Origin of the sequence: Enterobacter sp. R-1.6.2, assembly GCF_035064085.1 — a bacterium.
Classification (GTDB): Bacteria; Pseudomonadota; Gammaproteobacteria; order Enterobacterales; family Enterobacteriaceae; genus Enterobacter; species Enterobacter asburiae_B.
Genome location: NZ_JASEYI010000003.1, coordinates 13,963 through 38,505, shown reverse-complemented (window position 1 = coordinate 38,505; position 24,543 = coordinate 13,963). Strand labels below are relative to the sequence as shown.

Sequence of the window (24,543 nt, the reverse complement as noted above, 5' to 3'; positions counted from 1 at the left end):
CCTTACCCGGCCTACAAAACCGTTGGTATTGTTAAATCGCGGCGTCGTCTTCTTCGCCGGTACGGATACGGATCACGCGCGCCACGTCAAAGACGAAGATTTTACCGTCGCCGATTTTGCCCGTCTGCGCGGTGCGGATAATGGTATCCACGCAGGTATCGACGATATCGTCGCTGACCACGATTTCAATTTTTACTTTCGGCAGAAAGTCGACCATGTACTCTGCGCCACGGTAAAGCTCGGTGTGGCCCTTCTGACGACCAAAACCTTTCACTTCCGTCACGGTCATCCCGGTGATGCCGACTTCCGCCAGCGCTTCACGCACGTCATCCAGTTTGAAAGGTTTAATAATCGCATCAATCTTTTTCATGGTGGGTCCTTAAACTCTTGCCTGTAAGCTGCCTCGTAATCGATTGCTCACAGTACCATACGGCATTACTCTTTAAAATCGTTTGCTTCCAGCTCGTGGCGCGACAGCAGCTTGTAGAACTCGGTGCGGTTGCGTCCGGCCATGCGCGCCGCGTGGGTCACGTTGCCTTTGGTGATCTGCAATAGCTTGCGCAGATAGTTCAGCTCGAACTGATTCCGCGCTTCCGCAAACGTCGGCAGAGCCGTGTTTTCCCCTTCCAGCGCCTGCTCCACCAGCGCATCGCTGATCACCGGTGAGGAGGTCAGCGCCACGCACTGCTCAATCACGTTCACCAGCTGACGCACGTTACCCGGCCAGCCTGCGGCCATCAGCCGCTTCATCGCGTCGGTGGAAAACGCGCGCACGAACGGTTTATGGCGATCGGCCGCCTGGCGCAAAAGATGGTTCGCCAGCAGCGGAACGTCTTCCGCGCGCTCCGCCAGCGCCGGGATCTTCAGGTTCACCACGTTCAGACGGTAGTAGAGATCTTCGCGAAACTCGTTGCGCGCCATCACTTTTGGCAAGTCGCGGTGGGTGGCGGAAATAATGCGCACATTAATATCGATATCGCGGTTGCTGCCCAGCGGGCGAACTTTTCGCTCCTGCAACACGCGGAGCAGTTTGACCTGCAGCGGTGCGGGCATGTCGCCAATCTCGTCCAGGAACAGCGTGCCGCCTTCCGCGGCCTGGAACAGCCCTTCCCGGCTGCTCACCGCGCCGGTGAATGCGCCGCGGGCGTGACCAAACAGTTCAGATTCGAGCAGCTGTTCCGGAAGCGCGCCGCAGTTAATGGCGATAAAGGCATTTTTACTGCGCGGGCTGGCGTTATGGATCGCCTGGGCCAGGATCTCTTTCCCGGTTCCGCTCTGGCCGTTGATGAGCACGCTGACGTCGGACTGCGCCACCATCCGGGCCTGTTCAAGCAGACGCAGCATAATGGGGCTGCGGGTGACGATGGACTCCCGCCACGCTTCATCCCCCGCCGGGGCGGCATGTTCCAGCGCGCTGTCGATAGCCTTATACAGCGCGTCTTTGTCCACCGGCTTGGTCAGGAAGCTGAAGACCCCCTGCTGCGTCGCGGCAACCGCATCCGGGATCGATCCGTGCGCCGTCAGGATAATCACGGGCATACCCGGCTGCTGCTTCTGGATCTCCGCGAACAGCTGCAGGCCATCCATTTCGTCCATCCGCAGGTCGCTTATCACCAGATCGATTTTCTCGCGGCTAAGGATCTTCAGTCCTTCCAGCCCGCTTTCAGCGGTCACGACGCTGTAGCCTTCGCTCACCAGACGCATCCCCAGCAGCTTTAACAGCCCGGGATCGTCATCCACCAGTAAAAGATGGGCAGGTTTACGGCTCGTCATGCTTCACATCCTCTTGTTTCGGCGTCTCGCTGTCCGGTGCAGCGGATGAGCTCCCCGGCTGATATTTACGCGACGAGAGCTGCCTTTCGATATCCGTCAGGTTCTCCAGCTTACGCGTGGTGGTATCCAGCTGCGTACGTAAATGTTGCTGCTGTTGACGCAGCGTATCAAGCTCGCTGTCGGTTGACTGCTGTAGCTTGCTGTAGCGGGAGCGCTCTTCAGACAGCTGAAGCTGTAATGTCTGCCCATCGCGCCAGAGCTGGTATACCGGGCGTACCTGCACGGGAAGATTGACTACAAACGTGTCCAGTCGGGTCACATTGACGCGACGTTCAACGGGGGTAATTTTCGCATCTGCGAGTAAAATCCCACGCTTGAAAGCGTCCTGCCAGGTATCGTCATCCAGCATCGCCGCCTTCGAGCGGGCGTCTACCGGCGCCAGACGCTGGGCGCAATCTATCCCACGCAGCCAGAACAGCGGGTTGCTTTCAACGTCATGTCCTGACAGGTTCCAGATGTCGTCACAGCGGGTTGAGAGGAAGTCTGCCAGCTGGTTATCGGGCCATTTATCTTCCTGTTTATCGCTAATGGCACTTTGTGGCGCATGGGAAACACACCCTGCCAGAAATAAACAGGGCAGGCTCAGGCGAAGCGTTTTGCTGGAAAACACCGCACGTACGGCGCGGAAAAAGACGTGTGACATACTCACCAGACATAGATTCATTTTATTGATTTTTCCGGCTCACGGGCAGTTCGATACGGAAGCAAACATCTGAACGTTCGTCCGCGGCAATGTTTAGCTCACCCTGCATGCGTCGTATGCAGTCCCGGGCGATGCTCAAGCCCAGACCGCTTCCTTTAACCGCGCCTTTCCGCTGATGACTTCCCTGGAAAAAGGGTTCGAAGATCATGGTTTTTTCGTCATCGGGGATCGGGGTGCCGGTGTTTGCGACGTCAATAAACACCCGTGAACCATTCGTATTACTTCGGATATAAATGTTACCGGATTCAGTACCATAGTGCACCGCATTGGAGTAAAGATTATCCAGAACGCTCATCAGCAGCATGGGTTCAGCCAGGCACGCAGGCGCATTCAGCTCAACGCCGGTATGCATCATTTTAGCTCTTGCTGGCAAGCTGTGGGCGGAGATCACCATATCCACCAGCGGCTCAATTTCAACGTTTTCCAGTACGACCGCCCCGTCAGCCAGCTTGCGGTTGTAATCCAGCAGTTGCTCAATCAGCTTTTGCAGATTGCGGCTGCTGTTATCCAGGATCTCGACAATTTCTTTCTGCTCTGGCGTAAGGGGCCCGGCCACTTCGTCCGCCAGCAGCTCCGTCCCTTCGCGCATGCTGGCCAGCGGCGTTTTAAGCTCATGAGAGATATGGCGCAGGAACTGATGGCGCTGTGATTCGAGCCACGCCAGGCGCTCGGACAGCCAGATAATGCGCTGGCCTACGGATCGCAGCTCGCGCGGACCTTTAAAGGCGACCGTATCCCCGAGCGATTTCCCCTCCCCCAGGCGGTTGATCATACGCTGGATGCCCTTTACCGGGCCGATGATCATGCGGGTAAAGAGCAGTACCAGCCCGAGGCTCACCAGGAACAGCACCAGCGCCTGCCAGCCGAAGAACTGGCCGCGCTCGGCAATCTCCTGCTGGAGCTGCTGGCCGCGAGAGAAAATCACCGCGCGCGTTGACTGCACCATCTCGGTGTTGGCGCTGGCAAAAGCTTCGAGGCGCGCGGCAGCAACGGCATCCGGGCCGCTATTGCTGCACTGCAGCTGCGCGAGATCGTTTAAATCCTGACGCAACGCCTGATAGAGCTTGTCATCAGGTAAGACCCCCGCGTGAGCGTCCAGCATTTCGCTGTAGCGTTTACGCTGGCTCTGATAAACCTTTTCCAGCGTCCGATCGTCAAGCACGCAATACTGACGATAACTTCGCTCCATTTCCAGCGCGGCGTTGGTCATCGCTTCACTGCGTCTGGCGTCGATGAGCGTCGTGCGGTTGGTCAAAGCCGCCTGCGCGCTCAGCGCGTTCAGGCTTTGCCACGCCTGCCAGGCAAGGATCAGCAGCGGCAGCAGGATCAGCAGGAAGGCCATCATGACGAGCTGCCGCAGGGAGCGGGGGAAAACGGGCCAGCGTTTCAACGCATTACTCTCTTAATGGGGATTTACGCAGAGCGTAACTGAGTCTGCCCTTCAGATACAACAAAGCCGGGTAAAAACCCGGCTTTGTCATGGAATGAGGCGGTGCCTAACTCGACGTTTCGCCCTGGCCTGATAAAGCATCGCTATGATCAGTAGTTGGACGGCAGGCACCTTTTTGTGCGTCATTCGAAGTTTATGTAGCGCGTCCCGAAGGGGCTGACATAAGAAGGTGAATGAGCCACTGGTTAATATTATGCAACACCCGTGCCAGAATGCAAAACAAAATATTAACACATTGAAATATATGATTTTTACTCGTTTATCACGTTAATTATCGGTTGAATGATTTTCAGGCTAAGTGTCGCTATTCAGCAACACCTTAAGGGGAACCTTACCTGACATATATAAATCAAAGAGTTAAGCGTCTCCATTTGGAGACAGTCATATTACGGGTCTGTCGCGTAATTGCGACACAAATAAAAAAGCCCGGTCAAGCTTTCGCTTACCGGGCCTGGAAGGGTGTGGGGCTAAAACTTAACCCAGCTGCTTACGCGCGTTACGGAAGATACGCATCCACGGGCTGTCCTCGCCCCAGTTTTCCGGGTGCCAGGAGTTGCTCACTGTACGGAACACGCGCTCCGGGTGCGGCATCATGATGGTCGCGCGACCGCTTTCGCTGGTCACCGCCGTAATACCGTTTGCGGAGCCGTTCGGGTTAGCCGGGTAGGTTTCTGTCACCTTGCCGAAGTTATCGACAAAGCGCAGCGCCACCAGGCCTTTGCTCTCCAGCTGAGCCAGATGCGCAGCGTCGCGCACTTCTACCTGACCTTCACCGTGGGAAACGGCGATTGGCATCTGAGAACCTACCATCCCCTGCAGCAGCAGAGACGGGCTTTGGGTCACTTCCACCAGGCTGAAGCGCGCCTCGAAGCGGTCAGACTGGTTGCGCACAAAGCGCGGCCAGGCTTCGCTGCCCGGGATCAGCTCGCGCAGGTTAGACATCATCTGGCAGCCGTTACACACGCCCAGCGCCAGGGTCTGCGGACGGTGGAAGAAGGTTTCGAACTCGTCGCGCACGCGGCTGTTGAACAGGATGGACTTCGCCCAGCCTTCGCCCGCGCCCAGCACGTCACCGTAGGAGAAGCCGCCGCACGCCACCAGCGCCTGGAAATCTTCCAGACCGGTACGCCCGGCCAGCAGGTCGCTCATGTGGACGTCGATAGCGTCAAAGCCCGCGCGGTGGAAGGCAGCCGCCATCTCAACGTGGGAGTTGACGCCCTGCTCGCGCAGCACGGCCACTTTTGGACGAGCGCCCGTCGCTATGTACGGCGCGGCGATGTCTTCGTTGATGTCGAAGGAGAGCTTCACGTTCAGGCCTGGATCCTGGTCATTCGCTTTCGCGTTATGCTCCTGATCGGCACATTCCGGGTTATCACGCAGGCGCTGCATCTGCCAGGTGGTTTCCGCCCACCACATGCGCAGCGTGGTGCGGCTTTCGCTGAACACCGCGTGACCGTCTGCTTCAATAACGAAGCGGTCGCCCTGAACGGCTTTGCCCAGATAGTGCACGCAGTCTGCCAGACCATGCTTCGCCAGAATCGCTTCAACCGCGTCGCGATCTGCCGCACGCACCTGAATCACGGCGCCCAGCTCTTCGTTGAACAGCGCCGCCAGACGGTCTTCGCCCAGCGTCGCAATGTTCGCTTCCACGCCGCAGTGGCCGGTGAAGGCCATCTCTGCCAGGGTCACCAGCAGGCCGCCGTCGGAACGGTCGTGGTAGGCCAGCAGCTTACGCTGCGCCACCAGCGCCTGAATCGCGTCGTAGAAGCCCTTCAGCTGGGCCACGTCGCGCACGTCGGCTGGCTTGTCGCCGAGCTGGCGGTAAACCTGCGCCAGCGCGGTAGCACCCAGCGCGTTGTGGCCTTTACCCAGGTCGATCAGCAGCAGGGCATTGTCTTCGGTCGCAAGCTGCGGCGTAACGGTGTGACGCACGTCTTCCACGCGGGCAAACGCGGTGATCACCAGCGACAGCGGAGAGGTCATCTCGCGCTGCTCGTTGCCTTCCTGCCAGCGGGTTTTCATCGACATGGAGTCTTTGCCCACCGGAATGGTCAGGCCAAGGGCTGGACACAGCTCCTCGCCCACCGCTTTCACGGCTTCATACAGGCCAGCATCTTCGCCAGGGTGACCGGCTGCGGCCATCCAGTTTGCGGAAAGCTTGATACGTTTGATATCGCCAATCTGCGTTGCGGCGATGTTGGTCAGCGCTTCACCAACCGCCAGACGGGCAGAAGCAGCGAAGTCCAGCAGCGCCACCGGGGTACGCTCGCCGAGAGCCATCGCTTCGCCGTAGTAGCTGTCGAGGCTCGCGGTGGTCACGGCGCAGTTCGCGACCGGGATTTGCCACGGGCCGACCATCTGATCGCGCGATACCATACCGGTCACGGTGCGGTCGCCGATGGTCACCAGGAAGGTTTTCTCTGCCACAGCAGGCAGGTGCAGCACGCGGTTTACCGCTTCTGCCACGGTGATGCCCTGGCGATCCAGCGCTTTGCCCGCCGCTTTGCGGGTGGCTACGTCGCGGGTCATCTTCGGCGTTTTACCGAGCAGCACGTCGAGCGGCAGATCGATCGGCTGGTTGTCAAAGTGGGTGTCGCTTAAGGAAAGGTGCTGCTCTTCGGTCGCTTCACCGATGACGGCATACGGCGCGCGCTCGCGGCGGCACAGCTCGTCAAAAAGCGGCAGCTGATCCGCAGCAACCGCCAGCACGTAGCGCTCCTGGGATTCGTTACACCAGATTTCCAGCGGGCTCATGCCCGGCTCATCGCTCAGGATGTCGCGCAGGTTGAAGCGCCCGCCGCGGCCACCGTCGCTCACCAGCTCCGGCATGGCATTGGACAGGCCGCCCGCGCCCACGTCGTGGATGAAGAGGATCGGGTTGGCGTCGCCCAGCTGCCAGCAGCGGTCGATCACTTCCTGGCAGCGGCGCTCCATCTCAGGGTTGTCGCGCTGCACGGAGGCGAAATCGAGATCCGCATCAGACTGGCCGGAGGCCATAGAAGAGGCCGCGCCGCCGCCCAGACCGATGTTCATCGCCGGGCCGCCCAGTACGATCAGCTTCGCGCCGACGACGATCTCGCCTTTCTGCACGTGATCGGCACGGATGTTGCCGATCCCGCCCGCCAGCATGATCGGCTTGTGGTAGCCGCGCAGCTCTTCGCCGTTGTGGCTGTCCACTTTCTCTTCATAGGTACGGAAGTAACCGTTCAGCGCCGGACGACCAAATTCGTTGTTAAACGCCGCGCCGCCCAGCGGGCCTTCGGTCATGATATCCAGGGCGGTTACAATGCGCTCTGGCTTGCCGAAATCTTCTTCCCACGGCTGCTCAAAGCCCGGGATACGCAGGTTAGAGACGGAGAAACCGACCAGACCCGCTTTAGGTTTAGCGCCACGACCGGTCGCACCTTCATCGCGGATTTCGCCGCCGGAGCCGGTCGCCGCGCCCGGCCACGGGGAGATCGCCGTCGGGTGGTTGTGGGTTTCCACTTTCATCAGGATATGCGCGGGCTCCTGATGGAAGTCATAGCGCCCTGCTTCGCGATCGGCGAAGAAGCGGCCCACCTCGGAACCTTCCATTACCGCGGCGTTGTCTTTATAGGCAGACAGCACGTGGTCCGGGGTTTGCTCCATGGTGTTTTTGATCATTTTGAACAGCGACTTCGGCTGCTGTTCGCCGTCAATAATCCAGTCGGCGTTGAAAATCTTGTGGCGGCAGTGCTCAGAGTTAGCCTGCGCGAACATATAGAGTTCGATGTCGTTCGGGTTACGGTTGAGCTTAACAAACGCATCCTGGAGGTAGTCGATTTCGTCTTCTGCCAGCGCCAGGCCGAGACGCAGGTTGGCGTCAATCAGCGCCTGACGGCCCTGCCCCAGCAGGTCTACGCTCTGTACCGGCGCAGGCTGATGGTGAGAGAAAAGCTTCTGCGCGTCATCGAGAGAGGTAAATACGCTCTCCATCATGCGATCGTGCAGTTCAGCCGCAACCGCCTGCCACTGCGCGTCGCTCAGGGTAGAGGCTTCCACGTAGTACGCCACGCCGCGTTCCAGACGGTTAATCTGGCTCAGGCCACAGTTGTGGGCGATGTCGGTGGCTTTGGAAGACCAGGGGGAGATGGTGCCCGGACGAGGCGTCGCAAGGATCAGTTTGCCGGTTGGCGTATGGCTGCTCAGGCTTGGACCATACTTGAGCAGGCGTTCCAGCTGTACGCGCTCCTCTGCATTGAGGGGGGCATTCAGGTCAGCAAAATGGACATACTCAGCGTAAATATTGCTTACCGGAAGGTCGGCCGCCTGAAAACGTGCCAGCAGTTTAGTGATACGGAAGGCAGACAGTGCAGGCGAACCACGCAGAATTTCCATCATAAGTCTCTCGTCTTCGAAGCGCCGGGGCGCTTACAGTGTGCGCAAGGGGGGAAAACGGGCGTCATTATAGAGAATCCTGAGCGCCGACGAAACCGTTTGCGTCGAAATAAAATTTGCACAGAGATTTAACAATAGATGTGACCTGTCTCTCTAATTGGTTGCCAAGTGGCGCAAGTTTACGCAAAATGCCGCTCATTCAATGGCAAACCTTATGATTAACATGGCTACAGCAGACTGAGGCAACCGGCGTCGCAGAGAATTAACTAATTGAAAAAATTAAAGATTAATTATCTGCTCATCGGCATTGTAACGTTGCTGCTGGCAGTGGCCCTCTGGCCTTCCATCCCCTGGTTCGGCAAAGCCGAAAACCGTATCGCCGCCATTCAGGAGCGGGGGGAATTGCGCGTCAGTACCCTCAACTCGCCGCTGATTTACAGCGACGTCAACGGCAAAATCATTGGTCTGGATTATGAACTGGCACAACAGTTCGCCGATTATCTTGGCGTGAAGCTTAAAATCACCGTCCGCCAGAATATCAACCAGCTGTTTGACGACCTCGATAACGACGATGCCGATATGCTCGCCGCCGGGCTGGTGTATAACAGCGAGCGCAGCAAGAACTACCAGCCAGGCCCGACCTACTACTCCGTTTCTCAGCAGCTGGTTTACCGCGTCGGGAGCCTGCGCCCGCGCTCGCTGTCCACGATTAACGATCGGCAGCTGACGATTGCGCCCGGCCACGTGGTGATTGACGATCTGCGGGAGCTCAAGGAGAAGAAATATCCCGACCTGAGCTGGACGGTGGATCCGAAACTCGGCACGACGGAGCTGCTGGAGCAGGTAAAAGATCAGAAGGTGCCGTACACCATCGCCGATTCGGTCGCGATCAGCCTGTTCCAGCGGGTGCATCCTGAAATCGCCGTGGCGCTGGACGTCACCGACGAGCAGCCTGTGACCTGGTTTAGCCAGCTTGATGACGATCAGACCTTCTCTGCCGCGATGCTTGATTTCTTCAACACCATCAATGAAGACGGTACCCTGGCGCGTCTGGAGGAGAAGTACCTCGGGCACGGCGATGACTTTGACTACGTTGACACCCGCAGCTTCCTGCGCGCGGTAGATAGCGTCCTGCCGGACCTGCAGCCGCTGTTCGAAAAATACGCCCAGGAGATTGACTGGAAGCTGCTGGCGGCTATTTCGTATCAGGAATCCCACTGGGACACCCAGGCCACGTCGCCCACGGGCGTACGTGGTTTGATGATGTTAACCAAAAATACCGCGCTGAGCCTGGGCGTGAACGATCGTACCGATGCCGAACAGAGCATCAGCGGCGGCGCGCGATACCTGCAGGACATGATGGCTAAAGTACCGGAAACGGTGCCGGAAGAAGAGCGGATCTGGTTTGCGCTGGCGGCCTATAATATGGGCTACGCGCATATGCTTGATGCGCGAACGTTGACGGCAAAAACGAAAGGTAACCCGGACAGCTGGTCAGACGTTAAGCAGCGCCTGCCGCTGCTGAGCCAGAAGCCATGGTATAACAAGCTGACATACGGCTACGCGCGCGGACATGAAGCCTACGCCTACGTGGAAAATATCCGTAAATATCAGATTAGCCTGGTCGGGTATCTGCTGGAGAAAGAGAAAGAGGCGACGGAGGCCAAACAGCTGGCTCAAAGTTACCCTGTCGTGGCGCCGGACGAGCTTAATCGTCCGACAGCTTCAGTTCTGCCTTTTGCTGCTTTTTCTGCTGACGGCGCATTCGAAAGAAATCGCTTAATAGCCCCGAACACTCTGGTGCAAGCACCCCACCGATAGTCTTCACCTGGTGGTTCATACCCGGGTGACCCAGCACGTCCATCAGCGAACCGGCCGCACCGGTTTTTTCATCCCGCGCCCCAAAGACCAGAGTCCCGATCCGGCTGTGCACCATCGCGCCGGAGCACATCACGCACGGCTCCAGCGTCACATACAGCGTGGTATCAAGCAGGCGATAGTTTTGCAGAACCAGACCGCCCTGGCGAAGCGCCATAATTTCGGCATGCGCAGTAGGATCGTGGCGACCAATAGGACGGTTCCACCCTTCGCCAATCACCTGGTTGTTATGAACCAGCACCGCGCCCACGGGCACTTCGCCCTCGTCCCAGGCGCGTTGAGCCAGCGTCAGCGCGTGGCGCATCCAGTATTCATGATTGTGTTCAGGGTTGGACAAAGGCTGATACTCCAGTCGAAAAGCGGGCGGCATTATACACGCCAGTTTTAGAGAAGACTATTCGAGTTGCTGAAGTTCGCCTGATGGCGTGACGCGCCAGCGGTGCTGGCAAAAATAGAGCAGCGGGTTGTCCTGCTTGCTGTCGCTGTAGCCGCTGTACAGGCGCAGCGGCGTACCGATGCGTTTTTCCAGCTGGACCACTTTTTCATGTCCCAGGCAGCGCAGGGTCAGCACCCAGCCGCCGTAACCGCGGGCAATTTGCGTGGCGATAAGGTTCACGCGCGGAAGCCAGGGGGTATCAAAGTAGACCTGCTCCACCAGCGTCTGCGGGGAGCCGGTAATCAGCCAGATGTCGGCATCGTTCGCGTCGAGGTAGCTGGTCAGGCGCGCCTGCACCACCGGAAAGGCGGCGACGTGGCCGCGGAACCAGTGCGCAAAATCCTTTTCGAGCTGCTTAAGCCGCGCTTCGCTGTGCCCAAAGGTACATCCCCACAGCAGCAGACTCATCGGCCATCGCGCCGCCCGGCCTTTCACCAGCAGCGCGATCCCGATAACCGGTAAGAGCGGCAGCACGAGCAGCGCATTCAAAGGCTGACGCCGCAGCAGGTAACGCATAAACGTACCAAACATATCCTGCTGATGCAGCGTTCCATCTAGGTCGAAAAAGACAACGCGACGCGCGTGATTTGCCAAACCTTACTCCTCTGGGTCGTTGAAACCTAACAGCCAGGTAAACAGGAACCCGGCGATCACCGCTACTAAATAGCCTAACAGATAGAGCATCACTTTTCCGGTCACGATGGTTAATGCCAGCGGTAAACCGGAAAGACCAAAGGTGATCACGGTGGCGACTTTCCAGTAGCTGATCAGCGCCCCGCCTACCGCGCCGCCCAGACAGGCGGCGAGGAACGGTTTACCCAGCGGCAGCGTAACGCCGAAAATCAGCGGCTCGCCGATGCCGAGCAGTCCGACCGGGAGCGCGCCTTTAATCATTTTTTTCAGACGCGCGTTGCGGGTTTTCATCAGTACGGCAATCGCCGCGCCCACCTGCCCCACCCCCGCCATCGACAGGATAGGCAGCAGCGCGTTATAGCCGTGCGCCTGCACCAGCTCGACGTGGATCGGCACCAGCCCCTGATGTAGCCCCGTCAGCACCAGCGGCAGGAAGGTACCTGACAGCACCGCTCCCACCAGCAGGCCGCCGCGGTCAATAGCCAGAGACGCGCCGTGAGCGATGGCTTCAGAGATCCATCCGCCTAGCGGCTGGAGGGCCACAATCGCTACGCTACCGGTAATCAGCGTGGTCAACAGCGGGTTGAGAATCAGCTCGATCGAGCCAGGCAGAACCGCGCGCAGCCTTTTCTCGATCCAGCACATCAGGATGACCACCAGCAGCACGGCGATTACCCCGCCGCGCCCGGGCTGGAGCGCCTCGCCAAACAGCGTGATCTGCGCCAGCTGCGGGCTGGACAAGATGCCCGCCATGACCCCGCCCATCGCCAGCGATCCGCCAAACACCTTCGCGGTATTCACCCCGACCAGAATGTTCATAATGGCGAAAACAGCGCTGCCGAAGATCCCCAGAATCCCCAGCAGGTTCGGATACTGCGTGGCGAAATCCCCCACAATATCCGGTCTCTTGAGGATATTGATGATCCCGGTGATCAGGCCGGAGGCAATAAACGCCGGGATCAGCGGAATAAAGACGTTTGCCAGCTGACGCAGCGCATCGCTCATGGGGGCTTTGTATTTGGCCTTTGCCTGCGCTTTGGTGCGCTCCGCATCGTCAATCGACGCGCTCGCGCTTACGCCCATCAGCGCACGCATGGCATCAACAACCTGCGCCGCTTTCCCCGGCCCGACGATCAGCTGATGCTGCTGCCCCTGTTTAACGTAGCCGCTGACGCCGGACAGCTGCTTCAGGCGCGGCACGTCGAGTTGGTCGTCGTTATGCACCTCGACGCGCACGCGCGTCATGCAGTTTTCGAGACGCTGAATGTTTTTTTCCCCACCGATTCCCTGCAGGATATCGCTGGCGAGCGCTGCTGTTTTGTCCATAGACGCCTCTGTTAGTTTTCTAATGCCGCCCGTAAGAAGCCGCTATGCGCATCGAGTTTGGCTCTCGCGGCCGCCGCATCCAGCCCGCTCAGGATCATCAGAATGGCCGGTTTAACATCGTGATCGGTCTGCTTGAGTACCGCTTCTGCCTCTTCACGGCCTGCGCCTGTCGCCTCCATCACCATGCGGCAGGCTCTGTCCACCAGCTTGACGTTGGTGGCCTGCATATCCACCATCAGGTTCTGATAAACCTTGCCGAACTTCACCATCGCGCCGGTGGAGATCATATTGAGCACCAGCTTTTGCGCGGTCCCGGATTTCAGGCGCGTGGAGCCGGTGAGCGCTTCCGGCCCGACAACCGGAGAGATAGCAATAGCGGCCACCTGCGCAATCGGTGAGCCAGGGTTACAGGAGATGGCGACCGTCGTGCAGCCCGTCAGGTTGGCGTATTCCAGCCCGCCAATGACGTACGGGGTACGCCCGGATGCCGCCAGCCCGACCACCAGATCCTTCGCGGTCAGATTCAGCCCCTTTAGATCATCCTCACCCAGCTGTTTGTTATCTTCCGCACCTTCAACGGCTTTCAGCAGCGCACCGGGTCCACCGGCAATCAGCCCAACGACCAGACCGTGCGGCACCCCAAAGGTGGGCGGACATTCTGACGCATCCAGCACCCCAAGACGCCCGCTGGTGCCCGCCCCCATGTAGATAATGCGACCGCCGGCCTTGAGGGCTTCCGCCGCCGCATCGACAGCTTTCGCCACCTCGGGTAATGTCTCTTTCACAGCCTGCGCGACCAGCGTATCCTGTTGATTAAAGCGGTTAACCAGCTCCAGGGTGGAGAGTGCATCCAGATCCATGGTTTGCGGGTTACGCGTTTCAGAAACAAGTGAGCCAAGATTCATTTTTGTACCTCAAGAATTTTTAATTCATAATAATCACACCATAATGGAATATAAAATTCATTCAGGCGAGCAAAATTCGTATTTGCGCAGATAATCACATTTTCGCCAGGAGACCCTATGAACTGTTTAATTCGCATTCGCCAGCGCTATGCAGGCTTTGCCCAAAGCGACAAGAAGCTGGCGGATTTTCTGCTTTCTCAACCCGACCATGCACGCCATCTCAGCTCGCAGCAGCTGGCGAGTGAAGCCGGCGTGAGCCAGTCCAGCGTGGTGAAGTTTGCCCAGAAGATTGGCTTTAAGGGGTTCCCCGCCCTCAAGCTGGCGATCAGCGAAGCGCTGGTGAGCAACCCCAACCCGCAGTCCATGCCGGTGCATAATCAGATCCGCGGCGATGACCCGATGCGGCTGGTTGGCGAAAAGCTGATCAAAGAGAACGTGGCGGCTATGCACGCGACGCTCGACGTGAATACGGAAGAGAAGCTGCTGGAGAGCGTAGCGATGCTGCGCGGCGCGCGGCGCATCATCCTGACCGGTATCGGGGCGTCCGGACTTGTGGCGCGTAACTTTGGCTGGAAGCTGACGAAAATTGGGCTTAACGCCATCGTCGAGCAGGATATGCACGCCCTGCTGGCGACCGTACAGGCGATGGATCCTGACGATCTGCTGCTGGCCATCTCTTACTCCGGCGAGCGCCGTGAAATCAATATGGCAACCGATGAAGCCCTGCGCGTCGGCGGTAAAATTCTGGCGATCACCGGTTTTACGCCGAATGCCCTCCAGCAGCGGGCAACGCGCTGTTTATATACCATTGCCGAGGAACAGGCCACGCGCAGCGCGGCTATCTCGTCCACCAGCGCGCAAATGATGCTGACGGACCTGCTGTTTATGGCACTGGTGCAGCAGGATCTGGAGCGCGCGCCCGAGCGCATTCGTCACAGCGAAGAACTGGTAAAGAAACTGGTTTGACGCGTATAATGCCCGCCCGGTTTGTGTTGTTTCTGAGAATTTCCTGATGGCGCTGTTAATTACTAAAAAATGCATTAATTGCGATATGTGCGAGCCCGAATGCCCGAACCAGGCGATTTCGATGGGCGACAGCATCTATGAGATTAACAGCGACCGCTGCACGGAATGCATCGGCCACTATGAAACGCCGACCTGCCAGAAAGTGTGCCCGATCCCGAATACCATCCTGAAGGATCCGGCCCACGTCGAGAGCGAAGAGCAGCTATGGGATAAGTTTGTCCTGATGCATCACGCGGACAAACTTTAACTTTCGATGATCACCGTCGCGCTGGCATAGTGACGTTCATCCGCGATCGTCACGTGCATATGATTCACCCCCAGCTTTTCCGCCAGCTTTTGCGCTTCTCCCCACAGACGCAGGCTCGGTTTGCCCAGCTCATCGTTAAACACTTCGAACTGATTAAACGCCAGGCCGTTACGAATGCCGGTCCCGAAGGCTTTGGCCGCCGCCTCTTTTACCGCAAAGCGCTTTGCCAGAAAACGCACCGGCTGCTGATGCGCTTCCCAGATGGCCCACTCGTTATCGCTCAGCACGCGTCTTGCGAGGCGATCGCCGCTACGGGCGATCACCGCTTCAATACGGGCTATTTCAACGATATCGGTGCCTAAGCCCAGAATAGCCATTACTGACGCGCTTCCTGCATCAGGCGTTTCATCTCAGAGACCGCCTCTTTCAGACCGCTCATCACCGCACGGCCAATGATGGCGTGGCCGATGTTCAGCTCGTGCATTTCCGGCAGGGCGGCAATGGCCTTCACGTTGTGGTAGGTCAGGCCGTGACCGGCGTTAACCTTCAGTCCCAGGCTTGAGGCGTACGTGGCCGCTTTGGCAATACGCTCCAGCTCTTTGGCCTGTTCGGCATCATTTTTGGCATCGGCATAGCAGCCGGTGTGAATTTCGATATACGGTGCGCCCACGTCGGCCGCCGCTTTAATCTGGGCGAAATCGGCGTCGATAAACAGAGAAACCAGGATACCGGCATCCGCCAGGCGCTTGCAGGCATCGCGCATTTTGTCGAGCTGACCGGCCACGTCCAGACCGCCTTCGGTGGTCACTTCCTGGCGTTTTTCCGGCACCAGGCAGCAGAAATGCGGCTGGGTCTCGCAGGCAATCGCCAGCATCTCTTCGGTGACCGCCATCTCCAGATTCATACGGGTGTCCAGCGTCTGGCGCAGAATGCGCACGTCGCGATCGGTGATATGGCGACGGTCTTCACGCAGGTGAACGGTAATGCCGTCAGCGCCAGCCTGTTCAGCGATAAACGCCGCCTGAACCGGATCGGGATACGCCGTGCCGCGCGCATTACGCAGCGTGGCGATGTGGTCGATGTTGACGCCTAACAGTAATTCAGCCATGACAATCCTCGGTATTTTGGTTCATTTCTCTTCCCCCTCTCCCTCCGGGAGAGGGCTGGGGTGAGGGGTAAAACGTTAACGTTTCGGCACAAATTGCCTGAATAATTCGCGGCTCTTTAAGGGCTTGCCGCCAAGATACGGCTTGAGGGCAATCCGGGTAAAGCGTTTTGCTGCGCGCAGGGTGTCCAGATCGGGAAACTCGCGCTCATACAGCGCCCGGAGCTGGCGCCCGGTAAATGTGCTGTTGTCTATCACGATACTGGCAATGAAGCCTTTTTCTTCGCGGTAGCGGTAGGTCATGGTGTCTTCTATCTCATCACCGCTGCCCGCGCAGTGCAGAAAATCTACGCCGTATCCGAGGTGGCCCAGCAGCGCCAGTTCAAAACGACGCAATGCGGGTTCGGGCGTGCCGGTTGCGCCAGCCAGCGACTGGATACAGTGCAGATAATCGAAGAAAAGTTCAGAGAAGCGGGTCTCATGTTCAAGAACGCGTGAGATGAGTTCGTTGACATACAGACCGCTGTAGAGTGTGATGCCGGAAAGAGGAAGCGCCAGGGAGACGGCTTCGGCACTGCGCAGGGTTTTCACTTCCCCTCGCCCACCGAAGCGTACCAGCAGCGGCGTGAAAGGCTGTAGGGCACCTTTCAGGTTAGAACGTTTGGAACGTGCGCCTTTCGCAACAAGGCGCACGCGGCCCGACTCTTCCGTGAAGACGTCCAGCATGAGGCTGGTTTCGCTCCAGGGACGACTATGCAGGACAAAGGCGCGCTGCCATCCATCCATATGCTCGTCGTCTTAAGTTACTGGTCTTCGCCGTAACCGAGGCTGCGCAGAGCACGCTCATCATCGGCCCAGCCAGATTTCACTTTCACCCACAGTTCGAGGTGAACCGGCGCTTCGAACATCTCCATCATGTCCTTACGGGCTTCAATACCGATGGTTTTGATCTTGGCCCCTTTGTTGCCGATAACCATCTTCTTCTGCCCTTCGCGCTCAACGAGGATCAGGCCGTTGATATCGTAGCCACCGCGCTCGTTGGTCTGGAAACGCTCGATCTCCACCGTTACGGAGTAAGGCAGTTCAGCACCCAGGAAACGCATCAGCTTTTCACGGATGATTTCAGACGCCATAAAGCGCTGAGAGCGATCGGTGATGTAGTCTTCCGGGAAGTGATGAATCGCTTCCGGGAGATGCTTCCGCACGATGCCCGCGATGGTATCCACGTTCAGGCCGGTCTCAGCAGACAGCGGAACGATATCAAGGAAGTTCATCTGGCTACCGAGCCACTGCAGATGCGGCAGCAGGTCGGCCTTTTCCTGCACGTTATCCACTTTGTTGACCGCCAGGATGACCGGCGTTTTGCCGTCACGCAGCTTGTTCAGCACCATCTCGTCGTCCGGCGTCCAGCGGGTGCCTTCCACAACGAAAATCACCAGCTCTACGTCGCCGATCGAGCTGCTCGCCGCCTTGTTCATCAGGCGGTTGATGGCGCGCTTCTCTTCCATGTGCAGGCCGGGGGTATCGACGTAGATCGCCTGATACGCGCCTTCAGTATGGATGCCGACGATGCGGTGACGCGTGGTCTGCGCCTTACGCGAGGTGATTGAAATCTTCTGCCCAAGCAGATTATTCAGCAGGGTGGATTTGCCAACGTTCGGACGTCCGACGATGGCAATAAATCCGCAATAGGTTTTATCTTCGCTCATTCCAGCTCCAGCATTTTTAACGCCTGTTCGGCGGCAGCCTGTTCAGCCTTACGACGGCTTGAACCTGTGCCCACCACCGGTTCACTCAGGCCACTGACCTGGCAATGGATGGTAAATTCCTGATCGTGCGCTTCGCCACGCACCTGCACCACCAGATAAGACGGCAGCGGCAGATGACGACCCTGCAGATATTCCTGCAGACGCGTTTTCGGATCTTTTTGTTTATCGCCCGGACTGATTTCGTCCAGACGGGTCTGATACCAGTTCAGGATCAGCTTTTCTACGGTCTGGATATCGCTGTCCAGGAACACACCACCAATTAATGCTTCGACCGTATCGGCAAGAATAGATTCACGACGGAAGCCGCCGCTTTTCAGTTCACCCGGTCCAAGACGCAGACATTCGCCCAGCTCAAATTCGCGAGCGATTTCCGCAAGGGTATTACCCCGAACCAGCGTGGCACGCATGCGGCTCATATCACCCTCGTCCACACGCGGGAAACGATGATAAAGCGCATTCGCAATCACGAAACTTAAAATAGAGTCGCCTAAAAACTCGAGACGCTCATTATGTTTGCTGCTGGCACTGCGGTGGGTTAATGCCTGTTGCAACAACTCCTGATGATGAAAAGTGTAGCCCAGCTTCCGTTGAAGCCGATTAATTACGATGGGGTTCATGCGATACCAATAAATGAATGCGTCAAAAATGCAGCACACGAAACCGACCTGAGAAAACCAACGCGGTTTCGTGTGCCGTGGCACCCTTGCAGGGCCAACCTTAAACTTCGGGGGAATATTCTATACACAACGACAGGGGATGTCGTTAGTTCGAAGAGATTTATCGTGGAAATAATTCACGTAGCCGCTAATTAACGCGGCTACGCGTTCATTTATTGAGAATTAATGGATTCCGCCGATACGATTCAGGCGTACACCGGTCGGCCATTCGCCTTCCTGCTTCTCAAAACTCATCCAGATGGCGGTGGCTTTGCCGACCAGATTCGCTTCCGGCACAAAGCCCCAGTAACGGCTGTCCGCAGAGTTATCGCGGTTGTCACCCATCATGAAGTAATGTCCTGGCGGTACAATCCAGCTCGCGAGCTGCTGGCCCGGCTGGCGATAGTACATACCCAGCTGATCCTGCGCGATTGGCACGGTGAGGATTCGGTGCGTCACATCACCCAGCGTCTCTTTGCGCTCAACCAGACGGATGCCGTCCTCTTTGGTTTCACCTTTCGGTACCTGGAAGAATCCGCTGGTCGCTTCGCCGCCGTTACGACGGGCAAAGGTCTGCACAAAGTCACTTGGCTCAACGTTTGAGTAAGTGATTGGCAGCGCGTTTTCACAGGCGGTACCGGAGCTGCAGCCAGGCTGAACGGTAACTTCTTTCGCAACCGGATCGTAAGTGACTTTATCACCCGGCAGACCTACCGCACGCTTGATGTAGTCCAGGCGCGGATCTTCCGGATATTTAAACACCACGATGTCGCCACGTTTCGGATGACCGGTTTCGATCAGCGTTTTCTGGTAGATAGGATCTTTAATGCCGTAGGCAAACTTCTCTACCAGAATAAAATCACCAATCAGCAGCGTTGGCATCATTGAACCTGATGGGATTTGGAACGGCTCGTAAATAAACGAACGTACCACCAGCACAATCGCCAGCACCGGAAATACCGAAGCGCCCGTTTCCAGCCAGCCCGGTTTCGGGCCGACTTTCTTCAGGGTTTTCGCATCAATCCCATCTCCAGTGGCTGCCTGAGCGGCAGCCTGACGTTCACGACGTTTTGGGGCGAAGATAAACTTATCCAGACACCACAGCAGACCTGTTACCAGGGTAGCAATGACCAGGATCAGGGCAAACATGTTCGCCATGCCAACTCCTTAGGGTTATTTGCCGTCTTTACCAACATGAAGGATGGCAAGGAATGCTTCCTGCGGCAGCTCGACGTTACCGACCTGCTTCATACGCTTCTTACCTTCTTTCTGCTTCTGCAGCAGCTTTTTCTTACGGCTGACGTCACCGCCATAGCACTTCGCCAGAACGTTTTTACGCAGCTGTTTCACGGTTGAACGCGCGATAATGTGGTTGCCAATCGCCGCCTGAATCGCGATATCGAACTGCTGACGCGGGATCAGATCTTTCATCTTCTCAACCAGCTCGCGACCGCGGTACGGCGCATTGTCGTTGTGGGTGATCAGCGCCAGCGCATCCACGCGCTCGCCGTTGATCAGCACGTCCACACGCACCATGTTGGAGGCCTGGAAGCGTTTGAAGTTGTAATCCAGTGACGCATAGCCACGGGAGGTCGACTTCAGACGGTCGAAGAAGTCGAGTACCACTTCCGCCATCGGGATCTCATAGGTCAGCGCCACCTGGTTACCGTGGTAAACCATGTTGGTCTGCACGCCACGCTTCTCAATACACAGCGTAATGACGTTCCCCAGGAATTCCTGCGGCAGCAGCATGTGACACTCTGCAATAGGCTCACGCAGCTCCTGAATGTTGTTCAGCGGCGGCAGCTTGGACGGGCTATCGACGTAGATCACTTCTTTCGAGGTGGTTTCAACTTCATAGACTACCGTCGGCGCCGTGGTGATCAGATCCAGATCGTATTCACGCTCCAGACGTTCCTGAATGATCTCCATGTGCAGCAGACCGAGGAAGCCACAGCGGAAGCCGAAGCCCAGCGCCGTTGAGCTTTCTGGCTCGTAGAACAGGGAAGCATCGTTCAGGCTCAGTTTACCGAGCGCGTCACGGAAGTTTTCGTAGTCGTCAGAGCTGACCGGGAACAGACCCGCGTAAACCTGCGGTTTCACCTTTTTAAAGCCTGGCAGCGCTTTATCTGCCGGGTTACGTGCACCGGTCAGGGTATCGCCCACCGGCGCGCCGAGGATGTCTTTAATGGCGCAGACCAGCCAGCCTACCTCGCCGCATCTCAGCTCGGTACGGTCAACCTGTTTTGGCGTGAAGATGCCCAGACGGTCTGCGTTGTAGACCTGTCCGGTACTCATTACCTTGATTTTGTCGCCTTTACGCATGGTGCCGTTTTTAATACGCACCAGAGAGACAACGCCCAGATAGTTATCGAACCAGGAGTCGATAATCAGCGCCTGCAGCGGACCATCCGGATCGCCTTCCGGGGCCGGAATGTCACGTACCAGGCGTTCCAGCACGTCGGTCACGCCCACACCGGTTTTCGCGGAGCAGCGCACGGCATCGGTCGCGTCAATGCCGACGATATCTTCAATCTCTTCCGCTACGCGTTCAGGATCGGCGGCTGGCAGGTCGATCTTGTTCAGAACCGGCACAACTTCGAGATCCATTTCCATCGCGGTGTAGCAGTTTGCCAGGGTCTGGGCTTCAACGCCCTGCCCGGCATCCACCACCAGCAGCGCGCCTTCACAGGCCGCGAGCGAGCGTGAAACCTCATAGGAGAAGTCAACGTGGCCTGGGGTGTCGATAAAGTTCAGTTGATAGGTTTCACCATCAGCCGCTTTGTAATCAAGCGTAACGCTCTGCGCTTTAATGGTGATACCACGTTCGCGTTCCAGGTCCATGGAGTCCAGAACCTGGGCTTCCATTTCACGATCAGACAGGCCACCGCAAATCTGGATAATACGGTCAGACAGCGTCGACTTACCGTGGTCAATGTGAGCAATGATCGAAAAGTTACGTATGTTCTTCATATAGTTAAATAATTATGCCTTACGAATTCCTGGAGGCCGCTGTTCTTAGCCTGACGTTTTTCAGTGCGAAAACGCAGCATTCTACACTACATCCTCGCTACCTGGAAATGCACTTAGAAGCAGGTATAGCGTGAAGAAAGGCCGTTTTCTGTTTTAGGGTGTAAAAAATGATAAAGCCCGATGGATCACCGGGCCTCAGAAGAGAGCGTTTCAACACGAAGCTGGTCTGGCGCCAGCCCAACACTGAGAATGACAGGCTGCCACTCCTCGCGTGCGGCGAGCGTCGGAGAGAGGCCTTTGGCAAGCCAGAATCCCCCCACGCCACCCAATGCGGCACCGCACATAGCGGCCACATCGGTACCAAACAGCATCTGAAACAGGCCGCCCATGATAAACAGGCCGACCAGCGGAGAGAGATACACCAGCATAGCGGAGCTGAGCAGGCTGCCTTCCGCGATGCCCAGTTCCACCTTCTGTCCCGCCATCAGCGGCTGTTCGCTTGGCACAGAAATCGTGTGCGATGTTTGTGGCCCAAGCTTATTCAACACGCGGCTGCCGCAGCCGGCGCGGGATGCGCAGCTATTACATGAGGCTTTAACATCGCAGCTCACCAGCGCAATGCCGTTTTGCCAGGAGACAACCGTCGCCCACTCTTTGATCATTGTGCAGCCCTGAATTTAATGCTGTCGGAGATGCGCTTCGCCGTCTGCGGAGGGAGTTCTCCCACAATGGTGATCTCTGCGTTATCGCGTACCGTTGTACTCACCGTACGGCGCCCGGTACGCAGCATTTGTTCAGCGCTGTTTGCCGTTGCGCGATTAATATTCACCGAGAAGCTGAACAAACCATCCGAATAGAGGCGCGATTCTACCGGCGTTTCAATCGTTGGCAGCTGACGACGGCTGCTGGACACTTCGCTAAACCCTTGCGGGATCCAGGCAGGTACCCAGTTGAAATTAACGGAATCCCCGGCAGGAACAGAAAGCAGCGGCGGCAGGCTGGCCTTAGCCAGATTCTGCATGCTGTTGCCAACCTGATTGTTCACGCTGAAGGAGATAACCCGGAACTGTTCCAGCGTTTCACCGTCACGGTCGAGCAGGTCAACACGCATGGGGAGTTTGGTTTCGGCATCAATCCAGACGATATAGCTGTAGCGCGTTCCGTCCCGGGCAACAACGCGAATTACCTCGCACAGTCTGTCCGCGATGCGGGTACGCCCTACTGAAATAAAATCGTAGTAAGGGGCAAGCCGTTTGAAGTCGGTGTAAATGAGTGACGGCAGGGAATCAACGATATAGTCGCCATTCAGCGTGAAAGGCTCCAGGCCTGGCTCGAAATAGCTGATTTCATTACCACGTTGGACCACTTCCCGACGCGGGCCATCCATCTGTAAAAGCTGGGCGAGCGGCTGCTTATCAAGACGGGCATGACGATAGCGTAACGACTCGACGCCCTGCTTATTGATGCTGATAAATGCCAACTCATAATTGAGTGACTGGCTGGCCAGATTCATTTGCTGCAACAACGCCCCGGATGAAACATCAGCCGAGGCGTTGGCAGAGAAGAACAGGCTACCCGCCATCAGAGACATGGCGAACCAAAGTTGCTTCATTACTGCGATTGCGTTCCTAAAGTTTGGTTTCCGGGCACCTGCACAGCAGCTTGCTGTGTCTGCGCCTGCTCAAACTGAAGCTGTTCAGAGTGCAGACGACGCTGCAACTCGTAATCCTGCAACATCGCATTAATGCGACGGCGCTGCTCCTGAACCTGCTGTTGCTGACCGCCGCTGGCGGATGCATCAGCCGGTACGCCCAGGCTTACCGGGCTGGCTTTGCCCATCATCGGCAGTGTGTTAAACACTGGCGCTTCTGGCTGCTGATTAGTTTCAGACTGAGTATTATAGTGCTGGACGCCAACAATAACTGCAAGCGATACGCATGCAGCCACACCCATTTGGGTAAGCTGGCTGGCCCACGGACGCACCTTTTGCCAGAACGGCATTTTCTGCCACTGGTGAGGCGCGGGTTGAGCTTCAGGAATCAGCGGAGTGGTCTGATGAACAGGCTCATTCTCAATCGCCGCCATGACGCGGGCTGAGATATCGAAATGGAGAACCTCGCCGGTGTCACCGCGAAGGGTGTCACGGATGAGATGGTAACTCTCCCAGGTCTCTTGCATTTCGGGTGAATGAGACAACTCGTTGAGCAGCTCACTATCCACCGTTTCACCATCCATTAAAGCGGAAAGTTTTTCTTTCTGCATGCCTAATACCTTTTCCAGTATCCCGCTATCGTCAACGCCTGATAAGCGGTTGAACTTTATTATCAATAGCTTCTCGCGCACGGAAAATTCGTGAACGTACCGTGCCGACCGGACAATCCATGATAGCGGCTATCTCTTCATAGCTCAGACCATCCAGCTCCCGTAACGTAATTGCCATACGTAAATCTTCCGGGAGCGACTCGATCGTGCGAAAAACGATTTGTCTCAGTTCTTCTGACAACATTAAGTTCTCAGGGTTCGAAATTTCTTTCAATGCGCCGCCGCTTTCGAAGTTTTCGGCGTCGATTGCGTCCACATCACTTGAAGGCGGACGACGGCCCTGAGCGACCAGATAATTCTTTGCCGTATTGACCGCAATACGGTACAGCCAGGTATAAAAAGCACTATCTCCCCGGAAAGAATCCAGCGCGCGATAGGCCTTAATAAAAGACTCTTGCACCACATCAGGCACATCGCCTGACGGTACATAGCGGGAAACCAGGCTCGCCACCTTATGCTGGTAGCGGACCACCAGTAGGTTAAAGGCTTTCTGATCTCCCTTCTGGACCCGTTCAACCAGGACCTGGTCCGTTAACTGCTCGCTCATCCGAGGTAATGTCTCCCCAAACCTAAATTCCACGCGTTATCGAAACGCCACTCTAAAAATACCGCACTTTGAGCAAGCACCATTTAGAGTGTCTGATCTTCAATAAGTTCCGTAACGCCTTTGTTTTTGTTCATCGCGCCGCAGACCGTTTATTTTCTCTCATTATAAGTCTGTTCACGATACGCACCACTTTATGACAAGAAACATCTTTTTCCCGCCAGAAGAGTAACGCAACACAGGCTTTATTTCACCACAAAATCTGACGCTAACGATCTGCTTCGCAAAATAATTTCACTCATTTACCCTCCGTTTACCTCCGCTTACGCGTTTAGCCATTGCGACAGCTCCTAAAAAAATACGTGCGATATATCGCAT

Annotated in this window: 24 protein-coding genes; 3 read left to right on the top strand and 21 right to left on the bottom strand. The window is 56.8% G+C overall.

All coding sequences use genetic code 11. The features are described 5' to 3' along the window. Positions 1 to 31: 31 nt before the first annotated feature. From glnB to purL, 5 genes are all read right to left on the bottom strand, one after another. Positions 32 to 370: a nitrogen regulatory protein P-II gene (gene glnB, locus QMN93_RS03935; RefSeq protein ID WP_003860685.1), complete on the bottom strand. Its 339-nt coding sequence runs from the start codon at positions 368 to 370 to the stop codon at positions 32 to 34. Between the two features lie 65 nt (positions 371 to 435). After that, positions 436 to 1,773 (bottom strand): two-component system response regulator GlrR, encoded by a 1,338-nt coding sequence (glrR, locus tag QMN93_RS03930; protein WP_193139815.1) that lies wholly within the window; start codon positions 1,771 to 1,773, stop codon positions 436 to 438. Beyond that, positions 1,760 to 2,497 (bottom strand): two-component system QseEF-associated lipoprotein QseG, encoded by a 738-nt coding sequence (gene qseG, locus QMN93_RS03925; protein ID WP_182383887.1) that lies wholly within the window; start codon positions 2,495 to 2,497, stop codon positions 1,760 to 1,762. The genes glrR and qseG overlap by 14 nt, the downstream gene beginning before the upstream one ends. Before the next feature lies 1 nt (position 2,498). Further along, positions 2,499 to 3,926, bottom strand: coding sequence for a two component system sensor histidine kinase QseE/GlrK (gene qseE / locus QMN93_RS03920; RefSeq protein WP_033146231.1), 1,428 nt, complete (start codon positions 3,924 to 3,926; stop codon positions 2,499 to 2,501). A gap of 534 nt (positions 3,927 to 4,460) precedes the next feature. Then, a complete protein-coding gene (gene purL, locus QMN93_RS03915) occupies positions 4,461 to 8,348 on the bottom strand; it encodes a phosphoribosylformylglycinamidine synthase (protein ID WP_182383888.1) in 3,888 nt (1,295 codons plus the stop codon). 267 nt (positions 8,349 to 8,615) lie between these two features. On the opposite strand from purL, the gene mltF reads away from it, so the two are divergent. Beyond that, complete coding sequence (gene mltF / locus QMN93_RS03910; RefSeq protein ID WP_182383889.1) at positions 8,616 to 10,166, top strand: membrane-bound lytic murein transglycosylase MltF; 1,551 nt, start codon at positions 8,616 to 8,618, stop codon at positions 10,164 to 10,166. On the opposite strand, the gene tadA is transcribed toward mltF, so the two are convergent. The 4 genes from tadA to murQ are packed head-to-tail and all read right to left on the bottom strand — an operon-like array spanning position 10,054 to position 13,523. Then, a complete protein-coding gene (gene tadA, locus QMN93_RS03905) occupies positions 10,054 to 10,593 on the bottom strand; it encodes a tRNA adenosine(34) deaminase TadA (RefSeq protein ID WP_045888303.1) in 540 nt (179 codons plus the stop codon). The two genes, mltF and tadA, sit on opposite strands and share 113 nt — an antisense overlap. A gap of 24 nt (positions 10,594 to 10,617) precedes the next feature. Then, positions 10,618 to 11,253, bottom strand: a complete 636-nt coding sequence (yfhb, locus tag QMN93_RS03900) for a phosphatidylglycerophosphatase C (RefSeq protein WP_039263757.1) — start codon at positions 11,251 to 11,253, stop codon at positions 10,618 to 10,620. Positions 11,254 to 11,256: 3 nt separating this feature from the next. Next, positions 11,257 to 12,618, bottom strand: a complete 1,362-nt coding sequence (locus QMN93_RS03895; protein ID WP_073001690.1) for a PTS transporter subunit EIIC — start codon at positions 12,616 to 12,618, stop codon at positions 11,257 to 11,259. 11 nt (positions 12,619 to 12,629) lie between these two features. After that, positions 12,630 to 13,523 carry an N-acetylmuramic acid 6-phosphate etherase gene (gene murQ, locus QMN93_RS03890; protein ID WP_069303185.1) on the bottom strand — a complete coding sequence of 298 codons (894 nt, stop codon included), beginning with the start codon at positions 13,521 to 13,523 and terminating at the stop codon, positions 12,630 to 12,632. Positions 13,524 to 13,640: 117 nt separating this feature from the next. Between murQ and QMN93_RS03885 the strand changes: the two genes are divergently transcribed. Beyond that, complete coding sequence (locus QMN93_RS03885; RefSeq protein WP_023308844.1) at positions 13,641 to 14,489, top strand: MurR/RpiR family transcriptional regulator; 849 nt, start codon at positions 13,641 to 13,643, stop codon at positions 14,487 to 14,489. Between the two features lie 46 nt (positions 14,490 to 14,535). Next, positions 14,536 to 14,796 carry a YfhL family 4Fe-4S dicluster ferredoxin gene (locus tag QMN93_RS03880; RefSeq protein WP_008502177.1) on the top strand — a complete coding sequence of 87 codons (261 nt, stop codon included), beginning with the start codon at positions 14,536 to 14,538 and terminating at the stop codon, positions 14,794 to 14,796. Here the strand turns inward: QMN93_RS03880 and acpS are convergent. From acpS to rseD, 12 genes are all read right to left on the bottom strand, one after another. Further along, entirely contained in the window at positions 14,793 to 15,173 is a 381-nt protein-coding gene (gene acpS, locus QMN93_RS03875; protein WP_023294331.1) for a holo-ACP synthase, read from the bottom strand. The two genes, QMN93_RS03880 and acpS, sit on opposite strands and share 4 nt — an antisense overlap. Beyond that, positions 15,173 to 15,904 (bottom strand): pyridoxine 5'-phosphate synthase, encoded by a 732-nt coding sequence (pdxJ, locus tag QMN93_RS03870; RefSeq protein ID WP_032659491.1) that lies wholly within the window; start codon positions 15,902 to 15,904, stop codon positions 15,173 to 15,175. The genes acpS and pdxJ overlap by 1 nt, the downstream gene beginning before the upstream one ends. 75 nt (positions 15,905 to 15,979) lie before the next feature. Beyond that, positions 15,980 to 16,687, bottom strand: coding sequence for a DNA repair protein RecO (recO, locus tag QMN93_RS03865; protein WP_039263761.1), 708 nt, complete (start codon positions 16,685 to 16,687; stop codon positions 15,980 to 15,982). Between the two features lie 17 nt (positions 16,688 to 16,704). Then, the gene (gene era, locus QMN93_RS03860; protein WP_023308847.1) at positions 16,705 to 17,610 is read right to left on the bottom strand and encodes a GTPase Era; all 906 of its coding nucleotides are present in this window, start codon (positions 17,608 to 17,610) and stop codon (positions 16,705 to 16,707) included. After that, positions 17,607 to 18,287 carry a ribonuclease III gene (rnc, locus tag QMN93_RS03855; RefSeq protein WP_003860711.1) on the bottom strand — a complete coding sequence of 227 codons (681 nt, stop codon included), beginning with the start codon at positions 18,285 to 18,287 and terminating at the stop codon, positions 17,607 to 17,609. The genes era and rnc overlap by 4 nt, the downstream gene beginning before the upstream one ends. 222 nt (positions 18,288 to 18,509) lie before the next feature. After that, positions 18,510 to 19,484, bottom strand: coding sequence for a signal peptidase I (gene lepB / locus QMN93_RS03850; protein WP_023308848.1), 975 nt, complete (start codon positions 19,482 to 19,484; stop codon positions 18,510 to 18,512). Positions 19,485 to 19,499: 15 nt separating this feature from the next. Further along, a complete protein-coding gene (gene lepA / locus QMN93_RS03845; RefSeq protein WP_032659499.1) occupies positions 19,500 to 21,299 on the bottom strand; it encodes a translation elongation factor 4 in 1,800 nt (599 codons plus the stop codon). Positions 21,300 to 21,484: 185 nt separating this feature from the next. Further along, positions 21,485 to 21,961 (bottom strand): SoxR-reducing system protein RseC, encoded by a 477-nt coding sequence (gene rseC, locus QMN93_RS03840; RefSeq protein WP_023308850.1) that lies wholly within the window; start codon positions 21,959 to 21,961, stop codon positions 21,485 to 21,487. Beyond that, positions 21,958 to 22,911, bottom strand: a complete 954-nt coding sequence (gene rseB / locus QMN93_RS03835) for a sigma-E factor regulatory protein RseB (RefSeq protein WP_033146239.1) — start codon at positions 22,909 to 22,911, stop codon at positions 21,958 to 21,960. The genes rseC and rseB overlap by 4 nt, the downstream gene beginning before the upstream one ends. Beyond that, the gene (rseA, locus tag QMN93_RS03830; RefSeq protein ID WP_008502186.1) at positions 22,911 to 23,561 is read right to left on the bottom strand and encodes an anti-sigma-E factor RseA; all 651 of its coding nucleotides are present in this window, start codon (positions 23,559 to 23,561) and stop codon (positions 22,911 to 22,913) included. The genes rseB and rseA overlap by 1 nt, the downstream gene beginning before the upstream one ends. A gap of 31 nt (positions 23,562 to 23,592) precedes the next feature. After that, the gene (gene rpoE / locus QMN93_RS03825; RefSeq protein ID WP_006176728.1) at positions 23,593 to 24,168 is read right to left on the bottom strand and encodes an RNA polymerase sigma factor RpoE; all 576 of its coding nucleotides are present in this window, start codon (positions 24,166 to 24,168) and stop codon (positions 23,593 to 23,595) included. After that, entirely contained in the window at positions 24,165 to 24,251 is an 87-nt protein-coding gene (gene rseD, locus QMN93_RS03820) for a rpoE leader peptide RseD (RefSeq protein WP_223862639.1), read from the bottom strand. The genes rpoE and rseD overlap by 4 nt, the downstream gene beginning before the upstream one ends. Between the last annotated feature and the right edge of the window lie 292 nt (positions 24,252 to 24,543).

What these genes read in the sequence shown, in the direction of transcription:
- lepA (WP_032659499.1), bottom strand. Translation starts at nt 21,299, where the DNA reads ATGAAGAACATACGTAACTTTTCGATCATTGCTCACATTGACCACGGT.
- glrR (WP_193139815.1), bottom strand. Translation starts at nt 1,773, where the DNA reads ATGACGAGCCGTAAACCTGCCCATCTTTTACTGGTGGATGACGATCCC.
- QMN93_RS03895 (WP_073001690.1), bottom strand. Translation starts at nt 12,618, where the DNA reads ATGGACAAAACAGCAGCGCTCGCCAGCGATATCCTGCAGGGAATCGGT.
- rnc (WP_003860711.1), bottom strand. Translation starts at nt 18,287, where the DNA reads ATGAACCCCATCGTAATTAATCGGCTTCAACGGAAGCTGGGCTACACT.
- rseB (WP_033146239.1), bottom strand. Translation starts at nt 22,911, where the DNA reads ATGAAGCAACTTTGGTTCGCCATGTCTCTGATGGCGGGTAGCCTGTTC.
- pdxJ (WP_032659491.1), bottom strand. Translation starts at nt 15,904, where the DNA reads ATGGCTGAATTACTGTTAGGCGTCAACATCGACCACATCGCCACGCTG.
- acpS (WP_023294331.1), bottom strand. Translation starts at nt 15,173, where the DNA reads ATGGCTATTCTGGGCTTAGGCACCGATATCGTTGAAATAGCCCGTATT.
- rseA (WP_008502186.1), bottom strand. Translation starts at nt 23,561, where the DNA reads ATGCAGAAAGAAAAACTTTCCGCTTTAATGGATGGTGAAACGGTGGAT.
- tadA (WP_045888303.1), bottom strand. Translation starts at nt 10,593, where the DNA reads ATGCCGCCCGCTTTTCGACTGGAGTATCAGCCTTTGTCCAACCCTGAA.
- qseG (WP_182383887.1), bottom strand. Translation starts at nt 2,497, where the DNA reads ATGAATCTATGTCTGGTGAGTATGTCACACGTCTTTTTCCGCGCCGTA.
- recO (WP_039263761.1), bottom strand. Translation starts at nt 16,687, where the DNA reads ATGGATGGATGGCAGCGCGCCTTTGTCCTGCATAGTCGTCCCTGGAGC.
- QMN93_RS03880 (WP_008502177.1), top strand. Translation starts at nt 14,536, where the DNA reads ATGGCGCTGTTAATTACTAAAAAATGCATTAATTGCGATATGTGCGAG.
- murQ (WP_069303185.1), bottom strand. Translation starts at nt 13,523, where the DNA reads ATGAATCTTGGCTCACTTGTTTCTGAAACGCGTAACCCGCAAACCATG.
- purL (WP_182383888.1), bottom strand. Translation starts at nt 8,348, where the DNA reads ATGATGGAAATTCTGCGTGGTTCGCCTGCACTGTCTGCCTTCCGTATC.
- rpoE (WP_006176728.1), bottom strand. Translation starts at nt 24,168, where the DNA reads ATGAGCGAGCAGTTAACGGACCAGGTCCTGGTTGAACGGGTCCAGAAG.
- era (WP_023308847.1), bottom strand. Translation starts at nt 17,610, where the DNA reads ATGAGCGAAGATAAAACCTATTGCGGATTTATTGCCATCGTCGGACGT.
- QMN93_RS03885 (WP_023308844.1), top strand. Translation starts at nt 13,641, where the DNA reads ATGAACTGTTTAATTCGCATTCGCCAGCGCTATGCAGGCTTTGCCCAA.
- lepB (WP_023308848.1), bottom strand. Translation starts at nt 19,484, where the DNA reads ATGGCGAACATGTTTGCCCTGATCCTGGTCATTGCTACCCTGGTAACA.
- rseC (WP_023308850.1), bottom strand. Translation starts at nt 21,961, where the DNA reads ATGATCAAAGAGTGGGCGACGGTTGTCTCCTGGCAAAACGGCATTGCG.
- rseD (WP_223862639.1), bottom strand. Translation starts at nt 24,251, where the DNA reads ATGGTGCTTGCTCAAAGTGCGGTATTTTTAGAGTGGCGTTTCGATAAC.
- glnB (WP_003860685.1), bottom strand. Translation starts at nt 370, where the DNA reads ATGAAAAAGATTGATGCGATTATTAAACCTTTCAAACTGGATGACGTG.